Origin of the sequence: Herbiconiux dendrobii, from assembly GCF_052048175.1 — a bacterium.
Lineage (GTDB): Bacteria > Actinomycetota > Actinomycetes > Actinomycetales > Microbacteriaceae > Herbiconiux.
The window spans coordinates 84,121-105,426 of sequence record NZ_JBLZQV010000004.1 but is presented as its reverse complement, the minus strand read 5'-3'; the positions used below and the strand labels follow the sequence as shown (position 1 = coordinate 105,426).

Below are 21,306 nucleotides of genomic sequence, written 5' to 3'. Positions count from 1 at the left end.
AAGTTGAGGATATGACAGCATCACGAGCCGAGGCGGCGTACACCCGCGCGCTCACGGCGTTCAGCACCCCGACCCTCGATCTCCTGCACGGGCGGTACGCACCGTTCGTCGTGGCGTCGTTGTCGATGCTCTTCACGGCAGACCGGGCCTCCATCCCCATCGCCGACGCCCATGCCGAGCTGGCCGAGGTGCTCGACGAGTTGAAGGCCGCCGGGTACGACGGAGACGACGACGAGGGCCGAAAGATCCCGGTCGGCTCGGGGCGCGACGTCTGCCGCACCTGGGTGCGGCAGGGCTGGCTGGTGCAGCAGATCGCCGACGACGTGGAGGTCTACCGCCTGTCGGCGCACGCGGTCGAGGCGTTGGAGATCGCGGGCCGCACCGGGGGAGGCCGCACGCGCGTGTCGAACTCCCGGGTACGAACCCTGCTCGAGGCCGTGGAGCACCTCACCGACAGTGCCGAGGCCGATCCGGTTCGCCGACTCGTCCGTCTGGCCGCCGAGCGCGACGCGCTCGATGCCGAGATCGCCCGTATTCAGGAGAGCGGGTTCGCCGATCCGCTCGACGACGACGAGCTGCTCGAGGAGGCGGAGAACGTGCTGCATCTGGCACGGGAGCTCCCCGCCGACTTCACGCGGGTGGCGGAGTCGCTGCGGGCGATGCAGCGGGACGTCGTGGCGCACCTTCGCCGCGACGAACGGCCGACCGGCGACGTGCTGCGGGAGTACCTGCAGCGGGCGCAAGACGTCATGCAGTCCACGGCCGAGGGGCGGGCCTTCGCGGGCGCCCTGCGGCTGATCGGAGATCCGGATCGCATCGACGCGCTCACCGAGCAACTGCACGGGCTGCTCCGGCAGCCTTTCGCGCGAATGCTCGACGCCGGCCGGCGAGCCGAGTTCGACGCCATCGGCCGGAGGGTCGAGCTCGGCGTCGAAGAGGTGCTGGCGGCGCAGCGCCGGGCCTCGCATGTCATCACCGGCCAGGTGAAGACGCACGATCCGCTGCGGGATCGCCAGATCGACGACCTGCTGCGCGACGTCATCGCCGGTCTGCACGCCTGGAGCGGTACGGGCACGGCGGTGGAGCCCGTGCGCAGCATGCCGCTGCTGGATCTCGGGCACCTTCGGCAGGCCGTGAGTGACATCCGGCCGCCGGGCTCGCCGGCGCCGCTGACCGACGCCGTCGACGTCGAGTTCGCCGATGTCGACTCGCGGGCCTGGGGCGGCCCGAGGTACGCCGAACTGGAGGAGTACGTCGCCGGGCTCGGGGAGGAGTTCGATCTCGCCGCCGCATTCACGCACGCGGCGGATGACACGCGCCGCCCGGTCGACCTGCTCGGCCTGCTCGAGATCGCCCACCGCAACGGCATGACCGAGAGCGCCGAGGTGTCGACGGTCCAGGCCGTACGGCCCGACGGCACCACCCGGCGATTCGCCTTCGGCGCCGTGACGGCGCGCACCACGAAAGAGGACGACGACCATGACCGATGACGACTTCGGCTCCGAAGCCGCGACCGGCGATCCGGCGGGCATCGATCCGTTCATCACCCCGGTGGCGATGGAAGACGATCTCGAGGAGCATTTCGCCGGAGACCGGGGAACGCTCGACCCCGAGGTGCGGCGCGTACTCGTGCATCTGCTGCAACGGCGCTTCATCGCAGCCGATCGCAACCGGTCCGAATGGAAGCTGCTACTGGATCACCAGCAGGTGATCGAGTCGCGCCTGAACGACCTGTACCTGCGGCTCGTCGTCGATCACGCCCGCGGGTTCGCCTACAAGCAGCAGCTGCGCTCCGACGAGGTCGACATGCCCGTGCTGCTCAAGGATGCGCCGTACTCCCGGGCCGAGACGCTCGTGCTGGTGCATCTGCGCACCGTCTACCAGCGCGAATCGGCCGCCGGCGAGGCATCCGTGCGCGTCGACATCGAAGACGTCGAACAGACGGTGCTGAGCTACTTCACCGAGGTCGACGGCAGCACCGCCCGGCACCAGAAGGCGATCAGGAACGCCATGGAACGGCTCGACCGCGAGGGCATCGTCGGCGAGGAGACGAGCGGGCGGTACCGGATCAGTGCACTGGTCGAGGTGGTGCTGAGCGCAGAGACGCTCAAAGAGCTCCGCGATTGGCTGCGCACGCAGGAGGTGGTCGCGCGATGACCATGATCGACACGCTCTTCGGCCTCATCCCGGCCGGTTCGCGCGGGCAGCAGTGGATCGTCGAAGACCTGCAGCTGATCAACTGGGGCGGCTACGACGGCGGGCCGCACCGGGTGCGCTTCTCGCCCGACGCCACGCTGCTCTGCGGCGGATCGGGCTCCGGCAAGTCGACCATGATGGACGCCTACATCGCCCTGATGATGCCGCACACGACGCCCTTCAACGGGGCCTCCAACGGCGGCGTGACCGGCCGGCCCCGCGGAGACGAGCAGCGCAACATCCTGTCGTACGGCCGCGGCAAGATCGACGAGTCGCGCACCGAGGACGGGACGAAGCTGCGCGTGCTCCGGGGCGACGGCGAAGACACCTGGAGCGCGATCTCGGCGACCTGGCTCGATCACGACGGGTCGCGGTTCACGGCCGTGCGGGCCTGGTACATCCCGGCCGACGCCCGCACGCTCGACGACACGACCCGCGTGCGCGCCACCGTCACCGGCGCCTTCGACCTCGCCCGCCTCGAGCAGGCGGCGGCGCACCGGCTGTCCGACACCGCGGTGCGTGCGACAGGGCTCGAGACCCTGGCGACCGATCGCGAGTTCTCGGCGCGGCTGCACGCGGTTCTGGGCATCGGCGCGGCCGGCTCCGGCGCCAAGGCGATCAGCCTGCTGGCACGCATCCAGGCGGGCCAGCAGATCACCACGGTCGACGATCTGTACAAGCGTCTCGTGCTCGAGGAACCGGAGACGATGACCATCGCGGATGCGGTGGTCGCCCACTTCGACGAACTCGAGAGCACGCGCACGCGGATGCTCACGGCCAAGCAGCAGGTGAACGCGCTCGAGCCGATCCGGGGCATCAGGGCGAAGATCGCCGCGGCGCGGGAGCGCGTGCGCCTGATCGACGAGGTCGGGATCTTCTCCGACCCCGCCTCGCCGGCGTCGTTGTGGAGTGCCGGGCGCCGCCTCGACCTGCTCCGGGAGGTCGAGGTCGAGCTGCGCGATCGGAGCCGTTCGCTCGAGCTCGCCGTGCGCGAGAAGCGCGCGCTCATCGACGCCGCTGAGCTCGAGCGCGAAGGGCTGCTCGACGTGCTGCGCCGATCCGGTGGCGATCGACTCGAGACCGCGCAGCGAGAACTCCGGATCACGGAGCGCAAGCTCGACGACGTGAGGCGCGACCGCGCGAAGTTCGACGCCGTGGCGCAGGAGCTCGATGTCGTGGTGGAGTCCTCCGCACAGTTCGAGAGTCTGATCGCCGGCCAGCGTGCCGCGCTGCCGAACACCGGCGTGCGTCAGGCCCGTGCGGCCTTCGCCGAAGCGGAGACCGCGCGTCGTGCGGTGGAAGCAGAGACGCGGGCCACCGAGCACGAACGCGACAGGACGAGCCGGATGCGCGGCAGCATCCCGGCCGGACTCGACGAGTCCCGTGCGCTGCTCGCCCGGGCCGCCGGCCTCGACCCCGCCGACCTCCCCTTCGTCGGCGAGCTCGTCGAGGTGCGCACGGAGTTCGAGCCCTGGCGCGAGGCGTTCAACCTGGCGCTCGGCGGCTTCGCCCGCACCCTCCTCATCGACGTCTCGCAGCTCGCCGCGTTCCGCGCCGCGATCAACGCCGTCCGCACGCCGGAACGGCTGAACTACGAAGGCGTGCACACGGGGCTCGCCGAGATCACGACGATGGATTCGCGAACGCTCCCCGGGCGGCTCGACTACCGGTCGACGCCGTTCACCGGCTGGCTGCAGCAACGGCTGCACGAGCGTTTCGGCTTCGTCTGCGTCGACGCCTCGTCCGAGCTCGGCGAGCATCAGAAGGCGCTGACCATCACCGGTCAGGTGTCCAGAGGCAGTCGTGGGGCGCACGGCGGGCAGGGGCGCGCCAACGTGCTCGGCTTCTCCAACGCCCGACGGCTCCGCGAACTCGACGACCGCCTCCAGGAGCTCGCCGCGCGGTACGAGCACGCCGAAGCCGCCGCCCATGGGGCCGACACGGCGCTCGACCGCCTCGAGGCGCGCTCGAAGGCCTTCGCGAAGATCGAAGATCTCACCTGGGAGCAGATCGACGTCGCGTCGGTCACGGCAGAACGCGAGCGCTGGCTCGCCGTGGAGGCCGAGGTCACAGCAGCCAACCCGGAGATCGCGCACCTGAAGCAACAGGCCGACGAGCTGAGGTCCCGCGCCACGCGCTTGCGCACCGACGACGCCCTGCTGGGCACGGAGCTCGCCCTGACGCGGGAGCGCTGGGGTGCGGTGACCGACGAGGTCGACGCGTGCCAGGGCGTGATCGAGGCGGCTGACGACAGGGGTGTGGTGCTCGATCCCGGGCACGCGTCGTTCCTCGACGGCCGCTTCCTCGACTCGGGGGATGACTCCACCTCGACCGCGTCAGACCGTCTCCTGCACCTCGACACCGCGATGCGCTCGGCTGCGCAACGACTGGCCGAAGAGCGGCGAGCCGCCGACGAGGCCCATCACGAACAGCGTGAGGGCATGCGTCGCGTGATGAGCGGATTCCTGGAGCGCTGGGACACCCTGACGATCCTGCCCGACCCCGATGAGTCGGTCGACGAGTTCGAGGGCATCCTCGAGGCCCTGGAGACCAGCGGTCTCCACGAGCTCGAGACCGAATGGCGAGACAGCCTCCTCAAACTCTCCGGCAACGATCTCACCAGTCTGGATTCCACTCTCAGCCGGTCGCTGCGTGAGATCAAAGACCGCATCGACCCGATCAACCGCATCATGGAGGAGCTGCCCTTCTACGACGATCGTCACCGTCTGCAGATCGCGCCGCGGGAGAACCAGTCCGAGGCGCGCAAGCGGTTCCGGCGGGAGCTGCGCGAGGTGCGCGGGTTGATCGACGAGGCCGCGACCGACACCGAGCGCGAGAACGCCTACCGGCGGATGAGCCGCCTGATCGGCCGGATGCGGCGCTCGGCGCCCGACTTCGCCGAACTCATCGACGTGCGCAACCACGTGCGCGTGAGTGCGGAGCGTATCGACGCCCAGACGCGGGAGCACGTCGCGCTCTACGACCACATCGGCGAGAAGTCCGGCGGCGAGTCGCAGGAGCTGGTCGCGTTCATCGTCGGCGCCGCGCTGCGCTACCAGCTCGGCGACGCCGGCGCGCCCCGACCGAGGTATGCGCCGGTCTTCATGGACGAGGCGCTGATCAAGGCCGACGCGCATTTCACCAAGCGCGCGATCGGCGCCTGGCGCGGCCTCGGCTTCCAGCTGGTCATCGGTGCTCCGAACGACAAGTACAGCGCCATCGAGCCGCACGTCGACGTGGAGTACACCATCCTCAAAGACACCCGAGGCCGATCCTGGGCCAAAGCCAAGGTGGGGCTGCCGGAGGCGGTGCGGTGAATGCCCGGCTGATCGGCCCCGTCGAGGCCGTGGCGCGGATCGCCGAACGTTTCGGGCGTTCGTGGCCGCTCATGGTCTCCCGCGAGGTGGCGGGCGTCCCCGCCGTCCCGATGGAGGAGAATCTGCGCCCCGGTGCACCTTTCCGACGATGCTCCGTGTCACCGGCCTCCATCCCACGATCGAACTGCTCGCGCGTTTCGGGCACGACGCCTTGTCCGCGCGGGTCATCCGCTCTCACGACATCGGCCTCCGGATGTTCGAGGCCGGCGCCGAGACCGACCCGGCCGCCATCCGCGCGCTCGAGAAGCACTTGGATGAGGACGTCGTCGTGGCGCTCGACGCCGTCGTCTGGCTTCGTACGCACAGCGACCTCAGCGGCTGGACATCCCGTCAGCTCCCCATCCCCGGTGCAGATACCAAGTGGGCGGACTCGCATGACACGCTGATCCGGCGACTCACCCGTCGGCGGGTAGGGGAGGAGACCCGCGAACGCCCGGCCGTGGTCCACCTCAGCTATGCGGATCCCTACTACATCGCATCCGGCGGGCGTCGGCACGACGCATGGACCGCGGGGGACTCGCATCGTCTGGCTTATGAACCACGGATCGTTCTCGTCGTGGAGAACCGCGACTGCCGTCTCGGTTTCCCCGAATTCGCGGGCACCGTCGTCGTCGAAGGGGAAGGCAAGGCGGCCGCCAAGCTCGCCGAGATCGATTGGCTCGTCCGCGCGGAGCGCATCCGTCTACCGGCGCTGACCCCCGACGAAGAGTATTGCTATGCCCTGCTCGCCACATCGGGTGAGGTCGCCGTTCGCAGGATCGAACAGGAGCGGATCCCGCTCGCGGACGCGGCGGAGGCGCTCCGCGCCGCGCTGGGCGGATGACGATCGAGCACCGATATCGCCGAGCGACTCCGCGCGCTGAAGCGGGCGGGAGCACGCATCTCGCGTAGACTTGCCCGAGATTCCTGAAGGAGATTTTCGTGTCCGGACATTCCAAGTGGGCGACGACCAAGCACAAGAAGGCGATCATCGACTCGCGCCGTGCCAAGTCGTTCGCGAAGCTGATCAAGAACATCGAGGTCGCGGCCAAGATCGGCGGCGCCGACATGGCCGGCAACCCCACACTCGTCGATGCGGTGCAGAAGGCCAAGAAGACCTCTGTTCCGAACGACAACATCGATCGCGCCATCAAGCGCGGCGCCGGGCTCACCGGTGAGTCGATCGACTACCAGACGATCATGTACGAGGCCTACGGCCCGAACGGCATCGCCTTGCTGGTGGAGTGCCTCACCGACAACAAGAACCGCGCCGCGGCCGATGTGCGCACCGCGATGACCCGCAACGGCGGCACCATGGCCGACCCGGGCAGCGTGGCCTACAACTTCGCTCGCAAGGGCGTCATCACGGTCGCCCACGCCGACGGCATCTCCGAAGACGATGTGCTCGCCGCCGTGCTCGACGCCGGGGCCGAGGAGGTCACCGACCGCGGTGAGTCGTTCGAGGTGCTCACCGAGCCCTCCTCGATGGTGGCCGCCCGCGCCGCCCTTCAGGAGGCCGGGATCGACTACGACTCCGCCGACGTCGAGTTCGTGGCGAGCCTCCAGGTCGAGGCCGACGCCGAGACCGCGCGCAAGGTGTTCCGCCTGATCGACGCTCTCGAAGACTCCGACGACGTGCAGAACGTGTACACCAATATCGACATCACCCCCGAGGTGCAGGCCGAGCTCGAAGAGGACTGAGCTCCGCGCACCCGCACAGCACCACGGCAGTACAGCAGCACCTCACCACATCGATCAGACGCAGGCCGGCGCGAGAAAGAGGAGAGTGGATGCGAGTCCTCGGAATCGATCCCGGCCTGACCCGCTGCGGCGTGGGAATCGTCGACGTCTCGGCGACCCGCAAACCGGTGCTGGTGCACGTGTCGGTCATCACGACCGGCACGGAGCTCGCCCTCGAGGAGCGGCTGCTGATCGTCTCCCGCGGAATCGAGACGCTGCTTGACGAGCACCGGCCCGACACCGTCGCGGTGGAGCGCGTCTTCGCGCAGCACAACGTGCGCACCGTGATGGGCACCGCCCAGGTCAGCGGCATCGCGCTGCTCGCCGCCGCGCGCCGTTCGCTGCCCGTGGGGCTGCACACGCCGAGCGAGGTGAAGGCCGCCATCACCGGCTACGGCCAGGCCGACAAGAAGCAGGTCGGCGCCATGGTGGCCAAGGTGCTGCAGCTCGCGAGCGTGCCGAAGCCGGCGGATGCGGCCGACGCCCTGGCTCTGGCGATCTGCCACGCCTGGCGGGTTCCGCTCGGTGCGGCCGTCACGGGAGCGACCAGCGGATCGACGCTGCCGCGCGCCGCCGTCGACCGCTCGGCGCTCACTCCCGCCCAGCAGGCGTGGCGCGCCGCCGAGCAAGGCGCGGCCAGGCGCATCCCCGCCCATAAGCTGGTTCGATGATCTCTGCGTTGCGCGGCACCGTCCTCTCCATCGCGGGGGGCACTGCCGTGATCGACGTCGGGGGAGTCGGCTACGCGGTGGCCGTCACCGGGCGGCACGCTCTCACGCTCCGCACGGGAACGGAGACCGCACTCCTCACCTCGCTGATCGTGCGGGAGGACAGCCTCTCGCTGTTCGGTTTTCCCGACCAGGATTCTCTGGACATCTTCACCCTGCTGATCGGTGTCACCGGCGTCGGGCCCAAGTCGGCCCTCGGCGTTCTCGCCGAGCTCACGCCGGGCGAGATCGCGCTGGCGGTCGCCCGCGAAGACGACGCCGCGTTCCGCAAGGTCAGCGGCATCGGGCCGAAGACGGCGAAGCTGATCGTGCTGCAGCTCACCGGCAAGATCGCCGCCCGGCCCGTCGCGCCCGGCGCGTCCGTCACCGACGCCCCGGCGGCCGCTCCGCATGTGCGCGGCAACGTCGAACGGGCCCTCGTGGGCCTCGGCTGGCCCGAACGCAGCGCCGTCGCGGCGATCGACGAGGTTCTCGAGACCGCATCACCGGTCGAGGCCGGCGACGTGCAGGCGCTGCTCCGGCTCGCCCTGGCCGTGCTGGGCCCGGCCCAGAACGCCGGGAGCGCTCGATGAGTGAGCGCTACGACGGCGAGGCGCTGGTCAATCCGGAGGTCGAATCCGAGGCCGAGGTCGCGTTCGAGGGGGCACTGCGGCCGAAGTCGCTCGCCGAGTTCGTGGGTCAGCGGAAGGTGCGCGGCCAGCTGCAGCTGCTGCTCGACGCGGCCGCCATCCAGAGCCGCACGCCCGACCACATCCTGCTCGCCGGTCCGCCCGGCCTCGGCAAGACCACGCTCGCGATGATCGTGGCGCACGAGACCGACCGACCGCTGCGCCTCACCAGCGGCCCCGCCATCCAGCACGCCGGCGACCTCGCGGCGGTGCTCTCCTCCCTGGTGCCGGGCGAGGTGCTGTTCATCGACGAGATCCACCGGATGGCCCGCCCGGCCGAGGAGATGCTCTATCTCGCGATGGAGGACTTCCGCATCGACATCATGGTGGGCAAGGGCGCCGGCGCCACATCCATCCCCCTGGATCTCTCGCCGTTCACCCTGGTGGGGGCCACCACCCGGGCCGGGCTGCTGCCGAACCCGCTGCGCGACCGCTTCGGCTTCACCGCGCACCTCGAGTTCTACGAGACCGAGGAGTTGGTGCGGGTGCTGCACCGGGCCGCACAGCTGCTGGCGGTGGAGATCGACGAGGAGTCGTTGCGCGAGATCGCCTCCCGCAGCCGTGGCACGCCACGGATCGCCAACCGGCTGCTGCGCCGGGTGCGCGACTACGCGCTGGTGACCGGGGGAGGCGCGACGCTCAAGGCGGTACGCGCCGCTCTCGAGCTCTACGACGTCGACGCCCTCGGGCTCGACCGGCTCGACCGGGCCGTCATGCAGATCCTCCTCGAACGGTTCAACGGTGGACCGGTGGGGCTCAACACCCTCGCCGTCTCGGTGGGAGAGGAATCGGAGACCATCGAGGCCGTCGTGGAGCCCTTCCTGGTGCGCATCGGCCTGATCTCGCGCACACCGCGCGGCCGGATCGCCACGCGCGCGGGTTGGGAGCACTTCGGGATGCGACCCGAGAATCCCGCCGGTACCCCTGCGCTTTTCGGCGATGGCCTATAATTCAAGCTGGTCTACAGGAGACACCCCTAGGATGATCTCCGACCATCACCCCCACCCTTTTGGAAGGCGCCCTTTTTCATGGCTTTCGATCCGTTAACAATCATCATGCTGGTCGTTCTGGCCGTGCTGGTGATCTTCATGTTCCGCAACAGCCGCAAGCGCCAGGCGCAGGCACGCGAACTGCAGAGCAAGGTGGCGGTCGGCGCTGAGGTCATGACCAACTTCGGGCTCTACGGCACCATCCTCGAGATGGACGACGAAGAGAACCAGGTTCTGCTGGAGACCACCCCCGGCACCGTGCTCAAGGTGCACCGCCAGACCGTGACCCGCGTGGTCACCCCCTCGCCGCTGGAAGCGCTCGACGACGAGACCCCCGCCCTCGACGGTGAGCCCGCCTACGGCGAGCGGATCGACGAGCCCACCACCTCCCACGAAGACATCGCCCCTGCCGCTGTCGACTCCCCGGTCGAGAAGAAGACCGAGAAAAAGGGCGACGAGTAACTTCGTCCTCCTTTCCGACCCACGCTCGCCGCATCGGCGCCCGAGCGGCACAGAAAGCTGAGTAACTCAGGTGGCACAAACTACCGCGGTCAAAAAGGCGTGGAAGACGCTGATCTGGCTGGCCGTCATCTTCGCCGTCCTGGCGGGCACCATCGCCGGAGGCGTGATCTTCAGCACCGCCACCTGGACCCCGAAGCTCGCCCTCGACCTCGAGGGCGGAACGCAGATCATCCTGACCCCCAAGCTCGAGTCGGGCCAGCAGGTCTCCTCCGAGCAGCTCGACCAGGCGGTCTCGATCATCCGCCAGCGCGTCGATGCGAGCGGTGTGTCGGAGGCCGAGGTCACCACCCAGGGCGGCACCAACGTCGTGGTGTCGATCCCCGGTTCGCCGGACCAGGCCACGCTCGACCGGATCGAGTCCTCGGCCAAGCTCGACTTCCGCGCGGTGCTGCTGGCGGATGTCGCGACCCCGAGTGCCTCGACGTCGCCAGCTCCCACCGTCGACCCGAGCCTGTCGACCACGCCGACCGCGAGCCCCACCAACGGCAGCGACCTGGCCTATGTGACACCCGCTCTGCAGGCGCAGTTCGACACCTTCGACTGCAGTTCGACTGAAGCCGAGGACGCCGGCCAGGCTCCGGCCGATCAGCCGCTGGTCACCTGTGACGAGAACGGCGTGAAGTACTTGCTCGGCCCGGTCGAGATCGAGGGCGCCGATATCGCCGATGCGTCAAGCGGGGTCGCGACCACCCAGCAGGGCTCCTCCACCGGCCAGTGGGTCGTCGACATCTCGTTCAACGACGAGGGAACCGCCAAGTTCGCCGACGTGACCACCCGCCTCTACGGGCTGACCGGCGTGCAGAACCAGTTCGCCATCGTGCTCGACGGCAAGGTCATCACGGCGCCGACCACCGGCGGATCCTTCACCGACGGCCGCGCGCAGATCTCCGGATCGTTCACGCAGGACTCCGCGAAGACGCTGGCCGATCAGCTCAAGTTCGGTGCGCTGCCGATCGGCTTCACCACGCAGTCGTCCGAGGCGATCTCGGCCACGCTGGGCTCGACCCAGCTGCTGTCCGGCCTCATCGCCGGCGCCATCGGCCTGCTGCTGGTCATCATCTACTCGCTCATCCAGTACCGCCTGTTGGGTCTGGTCACCATCGCCTCGCTCGTCGTCGCGGCGGCTCTGACCTACCTGCTGGTCACCCTGATGTCGTGGCGCATCGACTTCCGCCTCTCGCTCGCCGGTGTCGCCGGTCTGATCGTGGCGATCGGTATCACCGCCGACTCGTTCATCGTCTACTTCGAGCGAATACGAGACGAGCTGCGCGACGGGAAGGCTCTGACCTCCTCGGTGCAGGCCGGCTGGAAGCGGGCCATCCGCACGATCACTGCGTCGGACGCCGTGAACTTCCTGGCCGCCGGTGTGCTCTACGTGCTCGCCATCGGCAACGTGCGCGGATTCGCGTTCACGCTGGGCCTCACCACCATCGTCGACATCATCGTCGTCATCCTCTTCACGCACCCGTTGATGACGCTGCTGGCCGAACTGCCGTTCTTCCGCGACGGCCACAAGCTGAGCGGGCTCGACCCGCGGGCCCTCGGCGCGGTCTACCGCGGCCGTGCCCAGTTTCGGGCGCCGGCGGCGAGCGTCAGCGCGGCCAAGAAGGGCTCCTCGAGCCGTGAGGTCGCCAAGCGGCAGACCATCGCGGAGCGCAAGGCCGCTGAGCTGGCGGGCACGCCGACCGATTCGAAACGCTCCAGCGACGAGGGGAAGAACTCCTGATGGCCAGCTTCTCCCAATTCGGAAACGACCTCTACTCCGGCAAGCGCTCGATCGACTTCGTCGGCCGCCGCAAGATCTGGTACGCCATCTCGGCCGTTCTGGTGCTGATCGCCCTCGTCGGCCCGTGGCTGCGCGGCGGTTACGAATTCGGCATCGAGTTCCGTGGCGGCTCCGAGTTCACCGTCTCGCAGGTCACCACGCTCGACCAGACGCTGGCGACGGATGCGGTGAACGAGACGGCACCCGGCTCCAACCCCCGCGTCAGCACCCTGGGTCAGGATGCGGTTCGCGTGCAGACCGACGAACTCGACAAGACCCAGAGCGCCTCGGTCGCCCAGTCCCTCGCCACCGCCTACGACGTGCCGGTGGCCGACGTGACCACGTCGTTCATCGGCGCCACCTGGGGCGCCGACATCACCACGCAGGCCATCCGGGGTCTGATCATCTTCCTCGTGCTGGTGGCGATCTTCATGGCCATCTATTTCCGCACCTGGAAGATGGCCGCCGCGGCACTGATCGCGCTGCTGCACGACCTCGTGATCACGGCGGGCGTCTACGGGCTCACGGGCCTGGAGATCACGCCGGCGGCCGTGATCGGGTTCCTCACCATCCTCGGCTACTCGCTGTACGACACCGTGGTGGTGTTCGACAAGATCCGCGAGAACACGGCGAGCATGGGGGAGCGCGGCACGCAGACCTTCCCCGAGATGGTGAACCTGGCGATCAACCAGACCCTGGTTCGATCGATCAACACCTCGATCGTGGCCGCCCTGCCGGTGGCCTCGATCCTCATCATCGGATCGTTCGTGCTCGGCGCCTCCACGCTCCGCGACATCTCGCTCGCGCTGCTGATCGGCATCATCGTGGGCACGTACTCGACCATCTTCGTGGCGGCCCCGCTGTACGTGCAGTTCCGCCAGAACGAAGCGAAGATGAAGAAGCACGACGCCCTGGTGATCTCGGATCGCGAGCGGGCGGCGAAGGCCTCGGTCCCGGCCTGATCGCGCCTAATCCCGATCCGATGCGGAGGGCCCTGCTCGCGTACAGCGCAACGCGTGCGTACGGCGGGGCCCGCCCGCTGGGGGATAATCGTGGTGGAGGCCTGACATGACCGAGACCAGCACCAACTCGACTGCGTCGCTGCGGCGCCTGGTGCCGCGTCTGTTCTCGCGGGCTCAGCCCGTGGGAGCGGTCGACACGCTCATCCGTACGGTGCGGGCCAACCACCCGAAGGCCGATCTGACGATCCTGGAACGCGCCTACAGCGCGGCCGAGAAGGCCCACGACGGCCAGAAGCGCCGCAGTGGCGAGCCCTACATCACGCACCCGGTCGCCGTGGCGCAGATCCTGGCCGAGCTCGGTCTCGGCTCGAAGGCCGTGGCCGCCGCGCTGCTGCACGACACGGTCGAAGACACCGAGTACTCGCTCGACATGCTGAGGCAGGACTTCGGCGACGAGGTGGCGATGCTGGTCGACGGCGTCACCAAGCTCGACAAGGTCAAGTACGGCGACAGCGCTCAGGCCGAGACCGTGCGCAAGATGATCGTGGCGATGTCGCGCGACATCCGGGTGCTGATCATCAAGCTCTGCGACCGCCTGCACAACGCGCGCACCTGGGGCTTCGTGCCGGCCGAGTCCGCGCAGCGCAAGGCCAAGGAGACCCTCGAGATCTACGCGCCGCTCGCGCACCGCCTGGGCATCCAGTCGATCAAGTGGGAGCTCGAAGACCTGTCGTTCGCGGTGCTCTACCCCAAGCTGTACGTCGAGATCGAGAACCTCGTGCGCCAGCGCACACCGCAGCGCGAAGAGTACGTGCAGCAGGTCATCGACGCGGTCGGCGACGACCTGAAGTCGGGCCGCATCCGCGGCAAGGTCGCCGGGCGCCCCAAGCAGTACTACTCGATCTACCAGAAGATGATCGTGCGCGGCCGCGAGTTCGACGAGATCTACGACCTCGTCGGCATCCGGGTGCTCGTGAACACCGTGCGCGACTGCTACGCGGTGCTCGGCTCGATCCACGCGCGCTGGAACCCGATCCCGGGCCGCTTCAAGGACTACATCGCCACCCCCAAGTTCAACCTGTACCAGTCGCTGCACACCACGGTGATCGGCCCCGGCGGGCGGCCCGTGGAGATCCAGATCCGCACGAACGAGATGCATCAGCGCGCCGAGTTCGGTGTGGCGGCGCACTGGAAGTACAAGGAGCGGATGAACGGCGGCAAGGCCTCCACCGCCGTCACCACCACCTCCTCCGACACCGACATGGCGTGGCTCGCCCGCATCTCCGACTGGCAGGCCGAGACGGTCGACCCGGGTGAGTTCCTCGATTCGCTGCGCTTCGAGATCGGTGCCAAAGAGGTCTACGTCTTCACGCCCAAGGGCAAGGTGGTGGGTCTGCCCGCCGGTGCGACGCCGGTCGACTTCGCCTACGCCGTGCACACCGAGGTCGGCCACCGCACCATGGGCGCCAAGGTCAACGGGCGGCTGGTGCCGCTGGACTCCACGCTCGGCTCCGGAGACGTGGTCGAGGTGTTCACCTCGAAGAACCCCGACTCCGGCCCCTCGCAGGACTGGCTGAGCTTCGTGCAGAGCCCTCGCGCGCGCAACAAGATCCGCCAGTGGTTCACCAAGGAGCGGCGCGACGAGGCCATCGAGCAGGGCCGGGACGCGATCGCCCGGGCGATGCGCAAGCAGAATCTGCCGCTGCAGAAGCTGATGAGCCAGGACTCCATCGCCGATGTGGCCTCGCAGTTGCACTACGACAACGTCTCGGGTCTGTATGCGGCCATCGGCGAGGGCCACATCTCCACCCAGTCGGTGATCGAGAAGGTGCTCGCCTCGCTGCAGACCGAGGTCGAGAGCGACGACTCCGACCTGGACGTGTTCGTGGGCAACCGGCCCCGCGTCACCCACAGCGACTCCGGCGTTCTCGTCCGCGGCGCTCCCGACATCCTGGTGAAGCTCGCCAAGTGCTGCACGCCGGTACCCGGTGACGACATCGTGGGCTTCGTGACCCGCGGATCCGGCGTCTCGGTGCACCAGTCGGACTGCCACAACGTGGCCTCGCTGATGAACGAGCCGGAGCGGATGATCGACGTCGAGTGGGCGCCCTCCTCCAAGAGCGTCTTCCTGGTGCAGATCCAGGTCGAAGCCCTCGACCGCTCCGGTCTGCTCTCCGACGTCACCCGGGTGCTCTCGGAGCATCACGTCAACATCCTTTCGGCTTCGGTGAACACCTCGAGCGACCGCCTCGCGCTCAGCCGCTTCGTGTTCGAGATGGGGGACACCACCCACCTCGACCGCGTGCTGAACGCGGTGCGCCGCATCGACGCCGTCTACGACGTCTACCGCGTCAGCGGCGGCTGAGCCGGCCGAACCCCACCAGGGCCGGCTGGGCGCCGAACCCGGGCAGCTCGCCGAGCCGCCGGAGCGCCCGCCCCTTGTGCGGGAGGTGGACGGCGGAACGCAGGTGCGAACGACACTCCGGCCCGTCGACGCCCGCGGCCAACAGCAGCGTGCGGATGCAGAGGGACAGCTGATCGTCGAACTCGGGCTCCCAGCGCAGCAGGTCGATCGCCGTACGCAGGTACGAGGTGACTGCGAGCGGGCCGGCCCGGGAGAGTTCGGAGTCGGCCAGGACGACCTGACGGACCGTGCGTTCGGCAGACTTCGGCGCGTGGACCCGGTTGGTGGACCGGATGCACAGCTGCAGCGGCCTCGGGAACCGGATGGACGCCCCGTGCACCCACGCCGCCGTCATCCGCTCGGCGATCAGGCCGCGGGGTACGGACGGCGCCAGCGCCTCGGCACGCAACTGCGCCGAGGGATGCACGTCGATCGAACAGTAGGCGGCCGCGAGCGGACGCACATCCCCGTCGAGCGCGGCGGCTCGCAGTTCGGCGTCGGGGAGCGAGCGGTCGTCGAGGATCAGCGGCAGCGAAGGAGTCATGCCTCGAGAATGTCGGTGGCACTGCACGCAGAACGGGCACGACCCGGATCTGTGGAGGGATCAGGTCGTGCCCGTCACTGTGGAGAAGAAGCGTGCGGTTCCGCGAGGCGCGGATCCGCGTCGGCGATCGGGGCCGGATCAGCCCAGAGCGTCCAGCCAGACCTTGCGGGCGTCGAGCGCTTCTTGCAGCTCGGCCGCCTTCTTGGTGTCGCCGGCGGTCTTCGCGTCGTCGATCTCGCGCTGCAGCTTGTCGATCGCCCCGGTGAGCTGCGACGCGAGACCCTCGGAGCGCGCCTTCTTCTCGGGGTTGTTGCGGCTCCAGTGGTCTTCGTCGAGCTTGCGCACGGCGGCCTCGACGCGGCGCAAGCGCTCTTCGACCGGCTTGACCTGCTCGCGCGGGACCTTGCCGATCGCATCCCAGCGCTGCTGGATCGAGATCAGGGCCTCACGGGCCTTCGTGCGGTCGGTCTCCTTGAGCAGCGGCTCGGCCTCGTCGAGCAGAGCGAGCTTCTGGGTGAGGTTGTCGCCGTACTCCTGCTCGTCGCGCGCCACGACCTCGCTGCGGGCGGAGTAGAGCACGTCGCCGGCGGCCTTGAACTTGTCCCAGAGCGCGTCGTCGTACTTCTTGCCGGCGCGGCCGGTGGCCTTCCACTGCGCGAGCAGATCGCGGTAGGCGCCGATGCCGTCGATCCCGCGGTCGGATAGGGCCTCGGCCTGGTCGACCAGCGCCTGCTTGCGGGTGCGCGCGTCGCGGTGCACCTGGTCGAGCTCGGAGAAGAATGCCTTGCGCTGCGTCTCGAGCGAGGTGCGGGCCTCGCGGAACCGCTTCCACAGCTCGGTGGCCTCGGTGCGCGGAAGCCGCGGACCGTCGTGCTGGTGCTTCTGCCAGCGCGCGAAGAGCGAGTCGATGGACGCCGTGACCGACTTCCACTGCGCCTTGGCCGGATCGTGCGCCGCGAGGGCTTCGATCTCGACCACGATCGCCTCGCGGTCGACGATCGCCTGCGCGACCTCGGCCTGCGCTTCGGCGGACTGCTTCTCGGTGATCTCCGAGACGGTGGAGGAGAGGGCGTCGAGCCGCTTCTGCAGCGAGGCGAGGTCGCCGACCGCGTTGGCCGTGAGCACCGACGAGCTCAGTGCCTTGACGGCCTTCGCGATGTCGCCGGCCGGAGCGCCGCGCTTGGCGCGCTGCTCGAGCAGGGTCACCTGACCGGCGAGATCGGTGTACTTGCGCTCGAAGTAGGCGATCGCCTCCTCTTTGCTGCCGTCAGGATACTGGCCGACCAGTCGCTCCCCGGACGCCTCGAGGACATAGACGGAGCCGTCGTCCTCGACTCGCCCCCACGGGTGTTGATCACTAGCGGTCACGGAACCATCCTGTCGACGATGTCTGGAGTACGGCGTCAAGCCTATTGCACGGCGCCGTCGGCGTTACGGAACTGTGATTCACCGCTCGGATGCTCACTGGATCGTCACGGCGGAGATCACGGCGGGCGCGACGGGCTTGCCGTCGGTGGCGCCCCCGGCAACGCCCTGGGCGATCACGCCGGACTGCAGGGCATCCAGCCCCGAGGTGACCTGGCCGATCACGGTGTAGCCGCCGGCGCTGTCGGTCGGCAGCGTGGTGTCGGCGTAGACGATGAAGAACTGGCTGCCGTTGCTGTACCCGTTGTCGCCCTGACGCGCCATCGCGATGGTGCCCGCCGGGTAGAGGTTGTCGGCCGGAGCGTTCTCGACCGGGCCGTAGCTGTAGCCGGGGCCGCCGGTACCCGTACCGGTGGGGTCGCCGCACTGCAGCACGAAGAGGCCGCTGGTGGTGAGGCGGTGGCAGGCCGTGCCGTCGAAGAAGCCGCTCTGCGCCTGCGAGATGAAGGCGGAGACGGCCTGCGGAGCGGCCGCGCCGTCGAGGCTGATGCCGAGCGGGGCGCCGTCGATGGTCATCGACCCCGTCCAGGTGCGGCCTTCTGCGATGGTGGAGGAGGGCACGTCGCCGGTGTTCTGGCCGGTCGGCGCATCGTCGCCCGTGTCGCCCGCCTCGTCGGTGGCGCCGGGCGTGGGGGTGGCCGACGGCGAAGCGACCGGCGCGCCGGGCCCGTCGCTGAAGTAGAACAGCTGGGCGGCGGTGACACCGCCGATCAGGACGACCACGACCACGGCCGCGATGACGTTGTCGCGCACGCGGCGTCGGCCGCGCTCCGAGTACGCCTTCTGCCGGGCCTGGTAGTCGCGCAAACGAGTGCGTGCCTCACGAGCGGCGCGCTCCTGATTGCTGGGTGCCACGGGTCCTCCTGCGGTTCTCTGTCGGCCGGGCGGTGTCGGCCCATCACAGTACCCTAGACGTATGGCCTTTCAGCAACCGGGACTCCACTCCGGGGCGGTTCCGCTCGCCGTGCGGATGCGCCCTCGCAGCCTCGACGAAGTGGCCGGTCAGAAGCATCTTCTGCGGCCCGGTTCGCCGCTCGTGAACCTCGCCAGCGACAAGGGCGGCACGAGCGGATCGGTGTCCGTCATCCTCTGGGGCCCGCCCGGCACCGGCAAGACCACGCTGGCCCAGGCAATCGCGCATTCCTCGGGGCGCAAGTTCGTCGAGCTGTCGGCCGTCACCGCGGGCGTCAAAGACGTGCGGCAGGTGATGGAGGAGGCCTTCCGCAACCGCGACCTCTACGGGTTGTCGACAGTGCTCTTCCTCGACGAGATCCACCGCTTCACCAAGGCCCAGCAGGATGCCCTGCTCCCGGGCGTCGAGAACGGCTGGGTCATCCTGGTGGCGGCCACCACCGAGAACCCCTCGTTCTCGGTCATCTCCCCCCTCCTCTCGCGGTCGCTGCTGCTGACGCTCGAGCAGCTCACCGACGACGACCTGGGCGTGCTGATCGACCGGGCGGTGACGGATCCGCGCGGGCTGGCCGGCAAGGTCGCGCTCGACGACGAGGCGCGCGCCGCGATCATCCGGATGTCGTCGGGCGATGCCCGCCGGGCCCTCACCGCACTCGAGGCCTCGGCGGGCACCGCGCTGACCGACGTCGATGAAGACGAGGTCCCGTTGATCACCGCCGAGGTGCTCGAGCAGTCGGTCGACCGGGCGCTGCTGCGGTACGACCGCAACGGCGACGAGCACTACGACGTGATCAGCGCCTTCATCAAGTCGGTGCGGGGCTCCGACGTCGACGCGTCCCTGCACTACCTGGCCCGCATGTTCGAGGCGGGGGAGGATCCGCGCTTCATCTGCCGCCGGGTCATCATCCTCGCCTCCGAAGACATCGGGATCGCGGATCCGCAGGCGCTGCCGATCGCGGTGGCGGCGGCGGAGGCCGTGCAGATGATCGGGATGCCCGAGGGGCGCATCCCGCTGGCCGAGGCCGTGGTCTACCTCGCCACCGCCCCCAAGTCGAACGCGGCCTACATGGGCATCAACGCCGCGATCGCCGACGTGAAGGCGGGCAACTTCGGGCGGGTGCCCAAGCACCTGCGCGACGCGCACTACGCCGGTGCCAAGCGGCTGGGCCACGGCAAGGGCTACAAGTACCCGCACGACAGCGACGTGGGCGTGGTGAAGCAGCAGTACCTGCCCGACGAGCTGACCGGAACCACCTATTACAACCCGACCGATCACGGGCACGAGCGCGAGGTGTCGGCACGATTGCAGAAGTTGCGCGACATCACGCGGGGAAAGCCGAATTAGCAGCCCGCGCTGTGCTAGTCTTGCAGACGCCTAATCAGCGTCATTTCGGAGCGGCTGCCGATCGACATTGATAACGGGATCGTGTTCTTTAGCCGAACCGCCCGGCGACACCCTCTTACTTGGACTCCTGTGTCCATCCGACAGCAGCGGAGTCATGCGCACTCCTGTGCGCAATCCCATCTTGTAAGAATCTCTACGAAAGGACGTAAGTGGCTACCAAGTCGCGTACGCGCAGCAAGACCCGCCTCTCCCGGGCACTCGGCATCCCGCTCACCCCGAAGGCGGCCAAGTACCTCGAGAAGCGCCCCTACGCTCCCGGTGAGCACGGCCGCACCAAGCGCAAGCAGGACAGCGACTACGCTGTGCGTCTGCGTGAGAAGCAGCGTCTGCGCGCCCAGTACGGCATCCGCGAGAAGCAGCTGAAGATCGCGTTCGAAGAGGCCCGCAAGGCCAAGGGCCTGACCGGTGAGAACCTGGTCGAGCTGCTCGAGATGCGTCTGGACGCCCTCGTGCTCCGTGCCGGCTTCGCCCGCACCACCGCCCAGGCCCGTCAGATGGTCGTGCACCGTCACATCCTGGTCGACGGCCAGCTGGTTGACCGCCCCTCCTTCCGCGTGAAGCCGGGTCAGCTCATCCACGTCAAGGCGCGCTCCGAGGGCACCGAGCCCTTCCAGGTCGCCGCGGCCGGCGGTCACATCGACCTGCTGCCGAAGACGCCGGGCTACCTCACCGTCGAGCTCGACAAGCTGCAGGCCCGTCTCGAGCGTCGCCCGAAGCGCGCCGAGGTCCCCGTGACCTGCGAAGTGCAGCTCGTGGTCGAGTACTACGCGGCCCGCTAGTTCAGCCGAACAGCGAGCGCGCAGTCACGACATACTAGGAAGCGGGTCACCCCACGGGTGGCCCGCTTTCGTCGTCCAGACCGTCATCGGATCCGCCTGGTGGATCCTCGAGGAAGAGGTACGTCATGACTGGTGGAGACATCGCCGGCCTGATCTGCGCAGGCGTGTTCGCCGTACTGGTGGGCTTGATCGCGATTCCGCTGGTGAAGCTCGGGGGAGTGTTCGACCAGACCCGCGACTCGATCAAAGACGTCAGCGACGGCATCACGCCGATCCTCGCCGAGTCGACGGTGACGGTGCAGGAGGCGAACAAGCAGCTCGCCCGGGTCGACGTCATCACCCGGAACGTCGAGGAGGTCACGGGCAACGTGTCGTCGCTGGTGGCGCTGTTCGCCGCATCCGTCGGCGGCCCCCTGATCCGCCTGGCCGGTTTCAGCGCGGCCGTGCGCGCCGGCATCCTGAGCTTCCGGGCGACGGGCGGAGACGACTCCGAATCCGGTGCGAAAAAGAAGCGCCGCCGCTCGTCGCACTAAACTGATCCAAAGCTTTCCGGCCCGACCGGGATCGGGCTCGGCCCGACTAGACGAACACGACAAGACGAACACGACTAAGGAGAACAGCATGAAGAAGGTCCTGTGGTTGATCGCCGGCATCGGCATCGGATTCGTGGTGGCGCACCAGTTCAACCAGACCAAGAGCGGCAAGCAGTTCTTCAGCGAGTTCGACAAGAAGACCAAGGAGTTCAGCGACTCGCTGATCGACGGGTACCGTGAGCGCGAGTCGGAGCTGCGCGCCGCGATCGCCGACGGTGCCGACAAGGTCTCCAAGCTCGCCAAGTAATCCCCTCGCACCGCCCGTCGCGCCCCTGGCCGGCGGGCGGTTCTGCGAATCCGCCCTCGCTCAGGAAAAAC

Annotated in this window: 19 protein-coding genes; 16 read left to right on the top strand and 3 right to left on the bottom strand. The window is 68.7% G+C overall.

The annotated features are described in order from the left end of the window. Positions 1–11 precede the first annotated feature (11 nt). From ACN4JJ_RS13365 to ACN4JJ_RS13310, 12 genes are all read left to right on the top strand, one after another. Positions 12–1,490: a DUF3375 domain-containing protein gene (locus tag ACN4JJ_RS13365; protein WP_440710389.1), complete on the top strand. Its 1,479-nt coding sequence runs from the start codon at positions 12–14 to the stop codon at positions 1,488–1,490. Beyond that, positions 1,480–2,157 carry a DUF4194 domain-containing protein gene (locus ACN4JJ_RS13360; protein WP_440710388.1) on the top strand — a complete coding sequence of 226 codons (678 nt, stop codon included), beginning with the start codon at positions 1,480–1,482 and terminating at the stop codon, positions 2,155–2,157. Before ACN4JJ_RS13365 ends, ACN4JJ_RS13360 begins: the two co-directional genes overlap by 11 nt. Next, the gene (locus tag ACN4JJ_RS13355) at positions 2,154–5,513 is read left to right on the top strand and encodes an ATP-binding protein (protein WP_440710387.1); all 3,360 of its coding nucleotides are present in this window, start codon (positions 2,154–2,156) and stop codon (positions 5,511–5,513) included. The genes ACN4JJ_RS13360 and ACN4JJ_RS13355 overlap by 4 nt, the downstream gene beginning before the upstream one ends. Before the next feature lie 148 nt (positions 5,514–5,661). Next, entirely contained in the window at positions 5,662–6,396 is a 735-nt protein-coding gene (locus ACN4JJ_RS13350) for a Wadjet anti-phage system protein JetD domain-containing protein (protein ID WP_440710386.1), read from the top strand. A 98-nt stretch (positions 6,397–6,494) separates the two neighbouring features. Then, on the top strand, positions 6,495–7,253 hold the full coding sequence (locus tag ACN4JJ_RS13345) for a YebC/PmpR family DNA-binding transcriptional regulator (protein ID WP_440710385.1): 759 nt from the start codon (positions 6,495–6,497) through the stop codon (positions 7,251–7,253). Positions 7,254–7,342: 89 nt separating this feature from the next. Then, positions 7,343–7,963 (top strand): crossover junction endodeoxyribonuclease RuvC, encoded by a 621-nt coding sequence (gene ruvC / locus ACN4JJ_RS13340; protein ID WP_440710384.1) that lies wholly within the window; start codon positions 7,343–7,345, stop codon positions 7,961–7,963. Next, complete coding sequence (ruvA, locus tag ACN4JJ_RS13335) at positions 7,960–8,592, top strand: Holliday junction branch migration protein RuvA (protein ID WP_440710383.1); 633 nt, start codon at positions 7,960–7,962, stop codon at positions 8,590–8,592. The genes ruvC and ruvA overlap by 4 nt, the downstream gene beginning before the upstream one ends. Then, entirely contained in the window at positions 8,589–9,638 is a 1,050-nt protein-coding gene (ruvB, locus tag ACN4JJ_RS13330) for a Holliday junction branch migration DNA helicase RuvB (RefSeq protein WP_440710382.1), read from the top strand. The genes ruvA and ruvB overlap by 4 nt, the downstream gene beginning before the upstream one ends. 78 nt (positions 9,639–9,716) lie before the next feature. Next, a complete protein-coding gene (yajC, locus tag ACN4JJ_RS13325) occupies positions 9,717–10,139 on the top strand; it encodes a preprotein translocase subunit YajC (RefSeq protein WP_440710381.1) in 423 nt (140 codons plus the stop codon). Positions 10,140–10,209: 70 nt separating this feature from the next. Next, on the top strand, positions 10,210–11,925 hold the full coding sequence (gene secD / locus ACN4JJ_RS13320; protein ID WP_440710380.1) for a protein translocase subunit SecD: 1,716 nt from the start codon (positions 10,210–10,212) through the stop codon (positions 11,923–11,925). Then, positions 11,925–12,926 carry a protein translocase subunit SecF gene (gene secF, locus ACN4JJ_RS13315; protein WP_440710379.1) on the top strand — a complete coding sequence of 334 codons (1,002 nt, stop codon included), beginning with the start codon at positions 11,925–11,927 and terminating at the stop codon, positions 12,924–12,926. Before secD ends, secF begins: the two co-directional genes overlap by 1 nt. A gap of 106 nt (positions 12,927–13,032) precedes the next feature. Beyond that, the gene (locus ACN4JJ_RS13310; RefSeq protein WP_440710378.1) at positions 13,033–15,291 is read left to right on the top strand and encodes a RelA/SpoT family protein; all 2,259 of its coding nucleotides are present in this window, start codon (positions 13,033–13,035) and stop codon (positions 15,289–15,291) included. Here ACN4JJ_RS13310 and ACN4JJ_RS13305 read toward each other — a convergent pair. The 3 genes from ACN4JJ_RS13305 to ACN4JJ_RS13295 all read right to left on the bottom strand — a co-directional run bounded on the left by ACN4JJ_RS13305 (position 15,278) and on the right by ACN4JJ_RS13295 (position 18,154). Continuing rightward, complete coding sequence (locus ACN4JJ_RS13305) at positions 15,278–15,874, bottom strand: hypothetical protein (protein WP_440710377.1); 597 nt, start codon at positions 15,872–15,874, stop codon at positions 15,278–15,280. The genes ACN4JJ_RS13310 and ACN4JJ_RS13305 overlap by 14 nt on opposite strands. Positions 15,875–16,012: 138 nt before the next feature. Continuing rightward, a complete protein-coding gene (locus tag ACN4JJ_RS13300) occupies positions 16,013–17,242 on the bottom strand; it encodes a DUF349 domain-containing protein (protein WP_440710376.1) in 1,230 nt (409 codons plus the stop codon). Between the two features lie 93 nt (positions 17,243–17,335). Beyond that, positions 17,336–18,154: a peptidylprolyl isomerase gene (locus ACN4JJ_RS13295; protein WP_440710375.1), complete on the bottom strand. Its 819-nt coding sequence runs from the start codon at positions 18,152–18,154 to the stop codon at positions 17,336–17,338. Positions 18,155–18,215: 61 nt separating this feature from the next. Between ACN4JJ_RS13295 and ACN4JJ_RS13290 the strand changes: the two genes are divergently transcribed. The 4 genes from ACN4JJ_RS13290 (at position 18,216) to ACN4JJ_RS13275 (ending at position 21,235) form a co-directional block, all read left to right on the top strand. Next, positions 18,216–19,556: a replication-associated recombination protein A gene (locus ACN4JJ_RS13290; protein WP_440710374.1), complete on the top strand. Its 1,341-nt coding sequence runs from the start codon at positions 18,216–18,218 to the stop codon at positions 19,554–19,556. 209 nt (positions 19,557–19,765) lie between these two features. Then, positions 19,766–20,395 (top strand): 30S ribosomal protein S4, encoded by a 630-nt coding sequence (gene rpsD / locus ACN4JJ_RS13285; protein WP_291054947.1) that lies wholly within the window; start codon positions 19,766–19,768, stop codon positions 20,393–20,395. Positions 20,396–20,520: 125 nt separating this feature from the next. Then, positions 20,521–20,928: a DUF948 domain-containing protein gene (locus ACN4JJ_RS13280; RefSeq protein ID WP_291054950.1), complete on the top strand. Its 408-nt coding sequence runs from the start codon at positions 20,521–20,523 to the stop codon at positions 20,926–20,928. Between the two features lie 88 nt (positions 20,929–21,016). Then, complete coding sequence (locus ACN4JJ_RS13275) at positions 21,017–21,235, top strand: hypothetical protein (RefSeq protein ID WP_291054953.1); 219 nt, start codon at positions 21,017–21,019, stop codon at positions 21,233–21,235. The last annotated feature ends 71 nt before the right edge of the window (positions 21,236–21,306 follow it).

What these genes read in the sequence shown, in the direction of transcription:
- ACN4JJ_RS13365 (WP_440710389.1), top strand. Translation starts at nt 12, where the DNA reads ATGACAGCATCACGAGCCGAGGCGGCGTACACCCGCGCGCTCACGGCG.
- ACN4JJ_RS13360 (WP_440710388.1), top strand. Translation starts at nt 1,480, where the DNA reads ATGACCGATGACGACTTCGGCTCCGAAGCCGCGACCGGCGATCCGGCG.
- ACN4JJ_RS13355 (WP_440710387.1), top strand. Translation starts at nt 2,154, where the DNA reads ATGACCATGATCGACACGCTCTTCGGCCTCATCCCGGCCGGTTCGCGC.
- ACN4JJ_RS13350 (WP_440710386.1), top strand. Translation starts at nt 5,662, where the DNA reads ATGCTCCGTGTCACCGGCCTCCATCCCACGATCGAACTGCTCGCGCGT.
- ruvC (WP_440710384.1), top strand. Translation starts at nt 7,343, where the DNA reads ATGCGAGTCCTCGGAATCGATCCCGGCCTGACCCGCTGCGGCGTGGGA.
- ruvA (WP_440710383.1), top strand. Translation starts at nt 7,960, where the DNA reads ATGATCTCTGCGTTGCGCGGCACCGTCCTCTCCATCGCGGGGGGCACT.
- ruvB (WP_440710382.1), top strand. Translation starts at nt 8,589, where the DNA reads ATGAGTGAGCGCTACGACGGCGAGGCGCTGGTCAATCCGGAGGTCGAA.
- yajC (WP_440710381.1), top strand. Translation starts at nt 9,717, where the DNA reads ATGGCTTTCGATCCGTTAACAATCATCATGCTGGTCGTTCTGGCCGTG.
- secF (WP_440710379.1), top strand. Translation starts at nt 11,925, where the DNA reads ATGGCCAGCTTCTCCCAATTCGGAAACGACCTCTACTCCGGCAAGCGC.
- ACN4JJ_RS13310 (WP_440710378.1), top strand. Translation starts at nt 13,033, where the DNA reads ATGACCGAGACCAGCACCAACTCGACTGCGTCGCTGCGGCGCCTGGTG.
- ACN4JJ_RS13305 (WP_440710377.1), bottom strand. Translation starts at nt 15,874, where the DNA reads ATGACTCCTTCGCTGCCGCTGATCCTCGACGACCGCTCGCTCCCCGAC.
- ACN4JJ_RS13290 (WP_440710374.1), top strand. Translation starts at nt 18,216, where the DNA reads ATGGCCTTTCAGCAACCGGGACTCCACTCCGGGGCGGTTCCGCTCGCC.
- ACN4JJ_RS13280 (WP_291054950.1), top strand. Translation starts at nt 20,521, where the DNA reads ATGACTGGTGGAGACATCGCCGGCCTGATCTGCGCAGGCGTGTTCGCC.
- ACN4JJ_RS13275 (WP_291054953.1), top strand. Translation starts at nt 21,017, where the DNA reads ATGAAGAAGGTCCTGTGGTTGATCGCCGGCATCGGCATCGGATTCGTG.